Raw genomic sequence first — 11,090 nt, 5'->3', positions numbered from 1 at the left:
GGGTGATTGGCTGTTCTGTGGTGCGAACTTCGCCTCGAGAGCATATGCCGTGCCTTGATCCAGATCAAGAAGTCTTGGTACCCTGCTGCGCGAGACGGCGCCGAATACGAGAAAGAGCCTCGGGAGTTACACCCAGATAGGATGCAATGAGATAGAGTGGAACACGCTGCATCAATTTTGGACGCGTGGTCAGTAGCGTCAGATAGCGCTGTTCCGGCGGATCGAGAATGAAGGCATCGTTCTTTGCGCTCACGGCCATGAAGAGGAATTCTGCTACGCGCCGACCGATCCTGTCACTTCCGGGAACATGCTCATACAACCACTGCATGCCCTCGAATGACATCACAAGGAGTTCTGCATCCTCGAGCGCTTCGATGTTAACCCGTGCCGGTGCCTGACGCAGGAAGCTGTCGTAATCAGCCGTGATCCCATTCTCAAAACTGAATTCGATGGACGTCACCTTTCCATCCACCTCATAGAACATGTGGAGCAATCCGCTCACCACAAACGCTACGTGTTCACATCTCTCACCAACACTGAGCCAACGTTCACCCTTTGAGATACGTACACCCGTATGCACCTTCTTGAACGCATCGATCATGTGTTGATCAAAGGGGGCAAACCTTTCATACGCGGCAATGAGCAGATCGAGCTGCGCTTCGGTGGGATCGAATCGGCGCGACATTACCCTATGCCTTGGTGCGAGCGTTCCACACGAAGTACACCGGGACGCCTGTTGCTACGATGATCAACCCCGGCCAACTATAGTCGGGCTTATAGATCAAAAGGCATACGCAGATAAAGAGTGCCGCAACGATGTACAATACCGGCAGGAATGGGTAGCCAAATGCCTTTATCGGACGGGGCTCATTGGGACGTGTCTTGCGGAGTCTGAAGATCCCAAGGATCGTGAGAACGTAGAAGATCAACACGGCAAACACCACGTAGTCGAGCAGATCACCATACTTCCCGCTCAAACACAACGCACTTGCCCATATCGCTTGCATCCACAATGAGCGGGCTGGTACGCCCCCTTCATTCAACTCGCCGGCCTTTGCAAAAAAGAGCTTGTCCTTTGCCATCGCGTAGTAGGCACGAGCACCGCTGAGGATGATGCCGTTGTTGCAGCCGAACGTAGAGATCATGATGAGGATGGCCATGATCGTTGCGCCGATGGGGCCGAACATGACCTCAGCCGCTGCTGCACCAACACGGTCGTTTGTTGCATAGGCAATGCCACGTTCAACGGCAGTGGTACCGGCCGGATCGCCCCCTACCGTCATGACCGACATGTAGGCAACATTCGTCAACAGATAGAGGACCGTTACAAGGACAACTCCACCAAGAAGTGCCCTAGGGATCACTCGCTCCGGTTGTTTCACCTCTGCAGCAGCGAAGGTGATGTTATTCCATGCATCGCTGGAGAAGATCGATCCAACCATGGCCACGGCAACGATGGCAAGAAGGGGCGCACCGAACAGCGGATTATCTGCAGAGAGTGGTGGCAGCTGTGTTGACCACATGTTATCGAAGTTGATGTGGAAGGCGCCGCTTCCAAATCCCACTACAAGACCAACAAGTGCAAGGGCAACAACGCTAACGATCTTTGTTGTGGTGAATGTATTCTGTATGAGCTTGCCGAGTCGAACACCTCGAGCATTGAGTGCAGTGAGCGCGATGATGCTGGTGATGGCCAGGATCTGTGCAGCGTTGATGGTGGCTTGTTTCTCGCCGATCTTGAAGCCAAGATCGATGAGGACATTTGATTCACCAACACCGGGCAGTAGGACTGATGTGTACTTCGCAAATGCCATTGCAACAGCTGCGATCGTACCCGTTTGGATCACGGTGAACAACGTCCAGCCATAGAGGAAGCCCGACATTCTCCCGAACGACTCACGCAGGTAGACGTATTGTCCGCCCGCGTGAGGAAGGAGTCCGGCAAGCTCACCATAGGATAGCGCAGCAATAAGCGTCAGCGCTCCCGTGATGACCCACACGAGCAGCAACAGCGCCGGAGATCCAACACTACGGGCGATGTCTGCGCTGACGATAAAGACGCCGGACCCGATCATGGATCCGGCAACGATCATTGTTGCATCGAAGAGTCCGAGGTCGCGCCGGAAACTCATGCTTGAGCTTTTCGCACCTTGGAGTGCTTGATGCTGTAGAAGTAGTACACGGCAAGACCAATGCCAAGCCATACAAAGAGACGAGCGGCATGCATCCAGTCGCTCACACAAAGCGATACAAGCAACGTACCACAGGCGATGATACCAAGGACCGGGATCAGCGGCACCCATGGTGTCTTGAACGGACGTGGACGTTCCGGTTCTTTGTAGCGCAGGACAAGCACGGCAAGGCAGACCACGATAAAGGCAAAGAGTGTACCTACGGACGTCATCTCACCCACGATAGCGATCGGTGCAAACCCTGCGAAGAGACTCACCACACATGCGAACAGGATGTTCGACTTCCATGGTGTCTTGAACTTCGGATGTGAGTCGCTAAAGAGTTTCGGAAGCAATCCATCCTTGGACATCGAGAAGAACACCCGGCTTTGTCCAAGCAACATCACAAGGATCACACTGGAGTATCCGGCGATGATGGCAAGGTTGATCGCTGGTCCCAACCACGAAATGCCCATCTTTTCAACCGCAACGGCAACGGGTGCAGCAACACCGGCGAACTCTGTGTAGTTAGCAACACCGGTCATTACGAACGAGAAGAGAACGTAGAGGATCGTGCAAATGATGAGTGAACCCAGAATGCCGATCGGCATGTCCTTCTGTGGGTTCTTCGCTTCCTGAGCTGCTGTAGAGACCGCATCAAAGCCGATGAAGGCAAAGAAGACCATGCCTGCTGCCTTCAGGATACCGCTCCAGCCAAAGACACCGAACGAGCCGGTATTCTCAGGGATGAACGGAGTGTAGTTATCGGCATTGATGTAGGCGAATCCAAGGCCGATGAAGATGATCACCACTGCAACTTTGAGGAAGACCACAACGGCGTTGGCGCGAGCTGATTCCTGAATACCTCGGATAAGGAGCAGCGACACGGCAAAGACAATGATCATCGCCGGAATGTTCACAAGGCCGTGTTCGGGACTCCCCGGAGGAGTCTGCCAATACGACATCGATATTGCCGTGGGCAGATGAACATTGAAGTAGGCAAGGAATTTGGCCACATAGGCTGACCACGACACAGCAACAGTGGAAGCACCAACCGCATATTCAAGAACAAGGTCCCATCCGATGATCCAGGCGAAGAGTTCACCCATCGTTGCATACGCATACGTGTAGGCACTACCAGCCATCGGGATCATTGCGGCAAACTCTGCATAACAGAGTCCGGCAAACGCACATCCTATGGCAGCGATCACAAACGAGATCGATACTGCCGGCCCGGCATGTTCTGCTGCGGCGATCCCCGTGAGCGAGAACAGTCCGGCACCAATGATGGCGCCAATACCCAGATTGATGAGATTCATCGGACCAAGCGTTCGCTTGAGATCCGTTGAATGTGCAGCATCACTCTGAAGCTGCGATATGTCCTTGCGGAACTTGAGATCAAATGCCATGCGTGTTTTGTCTCTCTTTGTGATCAAGTCACCAACGGCGCAATATAGTTTCGTTTATTCCTCTTCCCATCGATGATTGCATACTTCGCACATCATCGTATTGCTCGACTTCTGTCGAACTCCGAATCCAAAGAGTGCCTGCATGAAAAGAAAGAGGTTGAACGAACTTCGTCGGTACACCATCCGTGATCCACATTCAGGGCATTGTACATCGAATCCACGAGGTTCAACATCTATTCCATGATCAGCATCTTGTTCAAGCGGTGAAGCAAGTATCTCCAGTGCTCTTTCAGCATCTCCTCCTCGCACCATAACACGCACACCTCCATAAGCGGAAGTTGCGCCAGGGTACCACGATACGTTGGCCTCGTCAGCTAACGACGCCTCTACCCCATTATCTCGCAAGAGTCCCATGAAAACATGGGCATCAACAGCCGTACTGCAGCTTTTTACCGCAACCAGATCGTTTTCGCCGTAGCTGTACCCCATTATCTTCCCATGAAAGACGTGTGCAGAACTTCCGGAAGTTAGCACGTGTTCTCCCCCGTTGGTAGGTTTGCAGTCCCAATTCGATCACCACTTTTTCTATGGAGTATTCAATGGCACTTTCCGTCGGCACACCAGCACCGGATTTCACGCTTCTCGACACCACAAAGACCCCTGTTACCCTCTCTTCTCTTAAGGGGCAAACAGTGATCCTCGCCTTCTTCCCGGCAGCCTTCACAGGCGTGTGCAAGGCAGAGATGTGCTCATTCCAGAGCGCCATCCAGCGGCTCAATTCCGCAAAGGCAGCGGTCCTGGGTGTTTCCGCTGATATTCCGTTCTCGAACGGAGCCTTCGCAGAAGCCAACGGTCTCACCTTCCCTCTCCTGTCGGACTTCAATCTCGACACCATCCGCGCCTATGACGTTCTCTTTGAGAACTTCGCCGGCATCCAGGGCCTTACGCGCTCCAGCCGCGCAACCTTCGTGATCGATGCCGAAGGCATCATCCGTCACGTCCACGTTACTGAGAACCCTGGTGTAGAGCCGAACTATGACGAGATCTACGCAGCAGCCGAGGCACTGTAGGGGCGAGGCCCTGCCTCGCCCGAAGTGACGAGGCCGTGCCCAAAGCGACGAGGGACCCCGAAACAAAAAAACCGGCCACTCTTTCGAGTGGCCGGTTTTTGTTTCGCATCTTTCCCACAAAGCTGCGAGTTCCTCTTTGTGCTTCATGCCTTTCCCCTTGGCATGTGAGCAGTGGGCTTAGCTTCGCTCGCCGGAAGCCCCTTTACGAGGACGACCGTACTTGCGTTCCGACTTCTTCTTCATACCGAGACGTGTGATCTCGTCTGAATCGTCGCCGTACTGCGCAAGAACCTGGCGTTTGGTACCCAGGACCAGCTCATGGAATTCACCTTCAATACGGACCGAGGCCTCTCTGGCTTTGGCTACGGCTTCGAGCGCTTTTTGCTCGGCTGCCGTGGCTTCCTCTAGTTCCTTAAGAGCTTCCCGCAACCGCTGCGCAGTGAACTCCTTGTTCGCAGGGTTGTAATCCTTCAGGGTCAGAACAGCCGTAGCTATCTGCTTGTCCTGAGTGAGGACTCTCTGCGTTACACGAGTCGTTGTGCGTTTAGCCATGGGTGCGGATTCCCCGAAGCGTCTTAATGAGAGTTATGCTGCATGCCTTCTGAGTTCTGTCCGTGCGTAAGTGACTCAGGTACAAACATAACTCTTTACCAACACGATGCAAACACATTCTTACATGCTTGGTATCCTCAACCTATCCACATGTGGAGGATTACGAGTGGTAGTATGGTCTCTATCGGACGATGATAAGTCCCTATTGCCCTGTTGGTAGCGACTTATTCTTGTCAGTAAACGCAATACGTGCACCACGTAAGGGCTACCATGCCCTATGCAATGACTTCTCACAAAACCTCATTTTCAGAGGAAATACCGACTATGAACCACCTACACGTAAGACGAGCCTTGTCCGTATATTACAACGTTTGTTTCACCCTTTGAATCAATGTTATGCGTCTTTTCGCAATTCTGGCCCTTGTGGCCGCCCTCTTCGTAGGAACAGTTGACACATCTGCCCAAGGCGGACAACTAACTCCTGCAGCCCAGGCCCCTGTAATGATCAAGCCGAAAATGAAGCTTGGAGACGTCAAGGCCGTTACCCAATTCATTGCCGGTGTTGACATCCGTGGTACTGAAGTAGATGCCTACCTCGATACCCGCAAGATCCTTGTGGAAGTCATTGAAACAGCAAACAAGGCCTCAAAGAAGGACGATGATCTCGTAACCGTAGAAATGAAGATGGAGCAGGTCCAAAACCTCTTCACCCTCATGCAGCGTGGCTCCCTCAAGGGCGCTGAAGCTGAGAAGTTCAAGGAGATCGTTCAGGCCCTGCAGGATGCAGTGAAGGCAGCGCAGCCGAAGTAACGCAGAACAGCGAACGCAGAACAGCGAACGCAGAACAGCGAACGCAGAACAGCGAACGCAGAACAGCGAACGCAGAACAGCGAACGCAGATAAAACGAGAACGGCGTAGTCCCAATGGGGCTACGCCGTTTTTCTTTTACTTGATTGATCCCTCAACTACACTCGGGATGACGAGCTGTCCCTCGACTACGCTCGGGATGACGTTCGGTGTTCTGCGTTCGCTGTTCGCTGTTCTGCGTTCGCTGTTCTAAGCGCCGATCAACGCCTTATACGCATCTACATTCAGAAGCGCATCGAGTTCCGATGGATCGGAGAGTTTGATTTTGACGAGCCAGCCGCCATCATACGGTTCTTTGTTCACGGCTTCTGGGGCGGCGTTCACGGCGTTGACTTCGATGATCTCACCGCTCACTGGAGCATAGAGGTCTGCCACGGTCTTTACAGCTTCGATCGAACCGAAGGTGTCGCCCTTTGCTACGGTAGCAGATGAATCCGGGATGTCAACATAGACCACGTCACCAAGTTCGCCTTGGGCGTGATCCGTTACGCCGATCGTTCCAACATCGCCTTCAACGCGGATCCATTCGTGATCCGTTGTGTACTTGAGATCTGCAGGAAAGTTCATGGTCTAGGCCTTCCAATCGTGTGTGTCGAGATATTTCGTGTCAAAATTGCCGGAGATGAAGTCCGGGTTCTCCATCATCTTGCGATGGAATGGAATGGTGGTATGAATGCCCTCGATCACAAACTCATCGAGTGCGCGACGCATCTTGGTGATGGTCTCCATACGTGTTGGTGCAAAGGCAATGAGCTTTGCCACCATTGAATCGTAATACGGCGGAATAGTGTAGCCTTGATAGATGTGTGAGTCTACGCGGATGCCGGGACCGCCCGGGAAGTTGAGCGACTCGATCTTTCCGGGAGACGGACGGAAGTCGTGATAGGGATCTTCAGCATTGATCCGACATTCTATGGAATGCATAAGCGGATCGCGTTGCTTCAGCGTGAGCTTCTCACCCGATGCCACCAGCAACTGCTCCTTGATCAGATCCACCATCGATGATTGTTCCGTAACCGGATGCTCTACCTGGATCCGCGTATTCATCTCCATGAAGTAGAAGTTGCGGTGCTTGTCAACGAGAAACTCAATGGTTCCTGCGCCAACATAATCCACACTCGCAGCCCCCTTCACAGATGCATCACCCATCGCCTTGCGGAGTTCCGGGGTCATGATCGGAGAAGGGGCTTCTTCGATCAATTTCTGGTGACGTCTCTGAATGGAACACTCGCGTTCGTTGAGATGGATCACATTGCCATGGGTGTCGGCAAAGACCTGGATCTCGATGTGACGTGGCTCTTCGATGAACTTCTCAATGTAGATGTCGCCATTACCGAATGATGCTTCTGCCTCACCGCGTGCATTGGCATACGCACGGTCTAACTCGGCAGGATCTTCCACATAGCGCATTCCCTTACCACCACCACCTGCCACAGCCTTGATCATCACCGGATACCCAACCTCTTGGGCTACCCTACGCGCATCTTCTACGGTTGGGACAATACCATCGGAACCCGGCACCACCGGAACACCGGCAGCACGCATCGTATCCTTGGCGATGGACTTGTTGCCCATGCGCGTGATGGCATCTGGTGTTGGACCTACAAAGGTGAGATTGCAGTCGTGACAGATCTCAGCGAACGTAGCATTCTCTGCAAGGAAGCCATATCCCGGGTGAATTGCATCGGCATTCGTCACATCTGCCGCGGCGATGAGCGATGGGATGTTCAGGTACGACAACTTTCCTTGTGCGGGGCCTACACACACGGCCTCATCTGCAAAACGAACATGCAACGATGCACGGTCCGCCTCTGAATAGACCGCAACGGTCTTGATCCCGAGTTCTTTTGCAGCACGAATGATGCGCAATGCGATCTCGCCGCGGTTGGCGATCAGCAGCTTTTTGATCATAGCTCGGTGCCCTTGGGGTTAGTCGGGCTTGATGATGAACATCGGCTGGTTGTATTCAACCGGCTGACCATTCTCAACAAGGATCTTGACGATCGTTCCTGTGAAGTCGGATTCGATCTCGTTCATGAGCTTCATAGCTTCAACGATACACAGCGTGTCTCCAACGCTCACACGCTGACCCACCTGTACGAATGAATCAGCATCCGGAGAAGGGGCTCTGTAGAACGTACCAACGATCGGCGAGAGGAGCTTGTGCGCTGTCTCTTCTGCAACAGCAGGAGCAGCAGGAGCCGCGGCTGCAACAGGAGCAGGAGCGGGAGCAGCAACCGCAGGAGCCGGCGCTGCCATCTGTGGCTGTGCGTTCATGTAGTACGTAGGCGCCATCATCCCTTCCGGTTGATGAACGGCCTTCGACATCTGGAGGCTTACGCCTTCTTCTTCAATGCTGAGTTCGGTGGCTGTGCTCTCATCAAAGATCTTCAGGAGTCGACGCAGGTAGTTGAGATCCATGATTCCTCCAATGTTGACGGAAATGCCTGCCTCATCGGGCAGACGAACCCACCCATCATTCCTTCACGCGGTCCATGTAGGAACCCGTAGACGTGTCGATGCGAATGAGGTCTCCCTCATTCACGAACAACGGCACGTTCACATTAGCGCCTGTTTCAACAGTAGAAGGCTTGAGAGCATTCGTTGCTGTATCACCCTTAACACCAGGCTCAGTGGACATCACGCGGAGTGCAACGTGGTTCGGCATAGTCACCGAAACAACATTGTCCTGTTCGTCGCGCGCGATCTGTACTTCGAGGCCTTCCTTCATGAACTTTGCTACGTCTCCAACGATCTCCACCGGAACCGGGATCTGATCGTATGACTCAGCGTCCATGAACATGAACACATCTACATCGCGATAGAGATATTGGTAGTTGCGCGTCTCAACGCGAACGAACTCGATCGTCTCACCCGAACGGAACCGCTCTTCTCTCAACTTGCCAGTCTTGATAACACGCATCTTCACTTGATAGAAGGCGCGAAGATTACCTGGTGTGCGGTGGATCGATTCGAGGACCGTGCAGAGCTCACCATTATGAAGGATGACTGCACCTACACGGAGATCGGCTGTTGTTGCCATGCTGAGGGGGATCGATGAAGGAATGTACTGGAGAGGTCCCGACCGGATTCGAACCGATGTACGAGCTTTTGCAGAGCTCTGTATAGCCACTCTACCACGGGACCGGAGAGTCACAAATATAGGAAAAGGGGGCCTTGTAGCCCCCTTTTTTGATCGAAATGCGATGTTTTTGCGTGAATTCCGCGAAAAAACGTGTTTTCGCGCAACTCTGGTCAGTAGATCAGACCTTGGTGATCACCATGTAGACCGGACCGATATACCGCTTACCCTTGGCTGCTTTACGGATCGGTGGCGGGTCGATCGGATCGGTTGTGCTCACGGCACGCACACTGATGCGTCCGGCTGAAACACCCTTGGAAACGAAGAACTTCTTGATGGCTTCGGCACGTGCAGAGCTGAGTTTTTGCGTTGCATCTGCCGTTCCCTCAACATCAGGGTAACAGACGAGCTCAACGTTTGTGCCCGGATTCATGATGAGAACCTTGGCCATTTCGCCGAGATCTTCATCAGCACCAGTCTTGAGTGTTGTCTTCTTCAGATCGAATGGAGACGGCGCGATGGCGATCGTGCGGCCTGCTTCCGAAGTGCGAACAACAAAGTCCTTGGAGATCTCGAGGTACTTTCCAGTAGCCGGGATGTCCACGCGGAATTCTTGACGGAAGTAGCGCGGATCCTCAATACGGATCACATAACTCTCTCCGGGCTTGAGACCGGTTTGAAGGTATCCGTCCGTTGGGTTGCTCTTCGATGTCTGACCAAGCTTCTTGCCTTGGGCATCAATGACGATGTAGTTAGCCTCAACAGGCGTAAGCGTGTGGGCATTCAGGAAATAACCGGTCAGCGTAACAACCGTGCCAAGTGCACTTTGTGCCGTTACAGCAATGTTGCTGCAAAACAAAAGAGCGATGGTTGCAACCGTCGTAATGAAGCGCATAGATGTCATAGGTGTCATGTTCAACGTCCTCCCCCGCGATTTGAACGTCCGGCTTCCGTTCCTGCTTCTTTCAGCATGCGAACCGTTCCATCAGCACAACCCAGAACAATGAGTCCTGCATTGCTTGTAACATCAAGTGACCAAACCTCTACACCCACGTTGCTCATCATGAGATTCTGGCCGGTGGTGATGTCCCACATTTTCACAGTCTTATCAAGGCTGCCCGTAACGAGCGTCTTGTTGTCTTCGGCAAATGCCACGTCTTGAACGAGGTCAAGGTGGGCATTGATCGAACGAACAAGGTCTCCCGAAGGCATTGCCCAGATCTTCACTACACCATTTTGATCGGCAGTAGCGAGATACTTTGAGTCAAAAGAATACAAAGCAACAAGCACAGGTGCTTGATGCGCAGTAAGTGTCATGATCGGATCCTTCTTCGAAAGGTCCGTGGACCAGATCTTCACCGTGCGGTCATCCGAGCACGAAGCGATGAATCGCCCGTCGTAGGAATATGCAACGTTGTTGGTCTGCATCGTGTGACCGCGGAGGGTCTTGGCCTCGACGCCGATCTTGGCATCCCAGATCTTTACGGTCTTATCGAACGACGTGCTGGCTACAAGCGAGCTTCCTTCGATAGGATTGAAATACACGCCGATCACTTCAGCGGTATGACCACGTAGCAATTGTGTCTGCTTGCCGGACTCAACGTCCCACACACGAATGGTGCGGTCATTGCTGGCACTCACGAGCGACTTGTCATCACCGGAGAAGGAGATGTTGTTCACTTGTGCGGTGTGCCCCGTGAGTGTGCGCAGTTCCTTCCCATCGGGGAGGGACCAGAGCTTGACGGTTTCGTCAAGGCTGCACGTGGCGACCATGGTGTTCGCATCATTCACAAAAACACCGAGCACTTCGTCGGCATGCTTTCCGACTGTTGTGGCGGTGTAGGAGCGTTGTTGTGCCCAAGCGCCAACCGTACAAACGGCTGTTGCAGCGAGCACGAGAACTCCCGATCGTAGCATTCGCATCGTATCCTCAACCCA

The 11,090-nt window shown here is 53.1% G+C and carries 13 protein-coding genes and 1 tRNA gene; 2 read left to right on the top strand and 12 right to left on the bottom strand.

What is annotated here, in order from left to right:
* Positions 1–64: 64 nt before the first annotated feature.
* The 4 genes from IPI29_00525 to IPI29_00510 are packed head-to-tail and all read right to left on the bottom strand — an operon-like array spanning position 65 to position 4,069.
* Positions 65–685, bottom strand: a complete 621-nt coding sequence (locus tag IPI29_00525) for a Crp/Fnr family transcriptional regulator (protein MBK7411027.1) — start codon at positions 683–685, stop codon at positions 65–67.
* Positions 686–689: 4 nt separating this feature from the next.
* Complete coding sequence (locus tag IPI29_00520) at positions 690–2,132, bottom strand: amino acid permease (protein ID MBK7411026.1); 1,443 nt, start codon at positions 2,130–2,132, stop codon at positions 690–692.
* Positions 2,129–3,580, bottom strand: a complete 1,452-nt coding sequence (locus IPI29_00515; GenBank protein ID MBK7411025.1) for an amino acid permease — start codon at positions 3,578–3,580, stop codon at positions 2,129–2,131. Before IPI29_00515 ends, IPI29_00520 begins: the two co-directional genes overlap by 4 nt.
* A 54-nt stretch (positions 3,581–3,634) precedes the next feature.
* A complete protein-coding gene (locus IPI29_00510) occupies positions 3,635–4,069 on the bottom strand; it encodes a DUF2007 domain-containing protein (GenBank protein ID MBK7411024.1) in 435 nt (144 codons plus the stop codon).
* Between the two features lie 110 nt (positions 4,070–4,179).
* Between IPI29_00510 and IPI29_00505 the strand changes: the two genes are divergently transcribed.
* Positions 4,180–4,650, top strand: coding sequence for a peroxiredoxin (locus IPI29_00505; protein ID MBK7411023.1), 471 nt, complete (start codon positions 4,180–4,182; stop codon positions 4,648–4,650).
* A 177-nt stretch (positions 4,651–4,827) separates the two neighbouring features.
* On the opposite strand, the gene IPI29_00500 is transcribed toward IPI29_00505, so the two are convergent.
* On the bottom strand, positions 4,828–5,202 hold the full coding sequence (locus IPI29_00500; protein MBK7411022.1) for a hypothetical protein: 375 nt from the start codon (positions 5,200–5,202) through the stop codon (positions 4,828–4,830).
* 396 nt (positions 5,203–5,598) lie between these two features.
* Here IPI29_00500 and IPI29_00495 point away from each other — a divergent pair, with 396 nt between their 5' ends.
* A complete protein-coding gene (locus tag IPI29_00495; protein ID MBK7411021.1) occupies positions 5,599–6,012 on the top strand; it encodes a hypothetical protein in 414 nt (137 codons plus the stop codon).
* A gap of 247 nt (positions 6,013–6,259) precedes the next feature.
* Here the strand turns inward: IPI29_00495 and gcvH are convergent, their stop codons facing one another.
* The 7 genes from gcvH to IPI29_00460 all read right to left on the bottom strand — a co-directional run bounded on the left by gcvH (position 6,260) and on the right by IPI29_00460 (position 11,069).
* A complete protein-coding gene (gene gcvH, locus IPI29_00490; GenBank protein MBK7411020.1) occupies positions 6,260–6,637 on the bottom strand; it encodes a glycine cleavage system protein GcvH in 378 nt (125 codons plus the stop codon).
* Positions 6,638–6,640: 3 nt separating this feature from the next.
* Complete coding sequence (gene accC / locus IPI29_00485; GenBank protein MBK7411019.1) at positions 6,641–7,981, bottom strand: acetyl-CoA carboxylase biotin carboxylase subunit; 1,341 nt, start codon at positions 7,979–7,981, stop codon at positions 6,641–6,643.
* Positions 7,982–7,999: 18 nt separating this feature from the next.
* Positions 8,000–8,491 (bottom strand): acetyl-CoA carboxylase biotin carboxyl carrier protein, encoded by a 492-nt coding sequence (locus IPI29_00480; protein MBK7411018.1) that lies wholly within the window; start codon positions 8,489–8,491, stop codon positions 8,000–8,002.
* 55 nt (positions 8,492–8,546) lie between these two features.
* Positions 8,547–9,113 carry an elongation factor P gene (gene efp, locus IPI29_00475; GenBank protein MBK7411017.1) on the bottom strand — a complete coding sequence of 189 codons (567 nt, stop codon included), beginning with the start codon at positions 9,111–9,113 and terminating at the stop codon, positions 8,547–8,549.
* A gap of 33 nt (positions 9,114–9,146) precedes the next feature.
* Positions 9,147–9,217, bottom strand: a tRNA-Cys gene (locus tag IPI29_00470).
* Between the two features lie 116 nt (positions 9,218–9,333).
* Positions 9,334–10,065, bottom strand: coding sequence for an OmpA family protein (locus IPI29_00465; GenBank protein ID MBK7411016.1), 732 nt, complete (start codon positions 10,063–10,065; stop codon positions 9,334–9,336).
* A 2-nt stretch (positions 10,066–10,067) separates the two neighbouring features.
* Positions 10,068–11,069 carry a WD40 repeat domain-containing protein gene (locus tag IPI29_00460; protein ID MBK7411015.1) on the bottom strand — a complete coding sequence of 334 codons (1,002 nt, stop codon included), beginning with the start codon at positions 11,067–11,069 and terminating at the stop codon, positions 10,068–10,070.
* Positions 11,070–11,090 lie beyond the last annotated feature (21 nt).

Source organism: Ignavibacteria bacterium, from assembly GCA_016707005.1.
Lineage (GTDB): Bacteria > Bacteroidota > Ignavibacteria > Kapaibacteriales > Kapaibacteriaceae > UBA10438.
The sequence above is the reverse complement of the archived record's forward strand: the minus strand, read 5'-3'. Positions and strand labels throughout refer to the sequence as shown.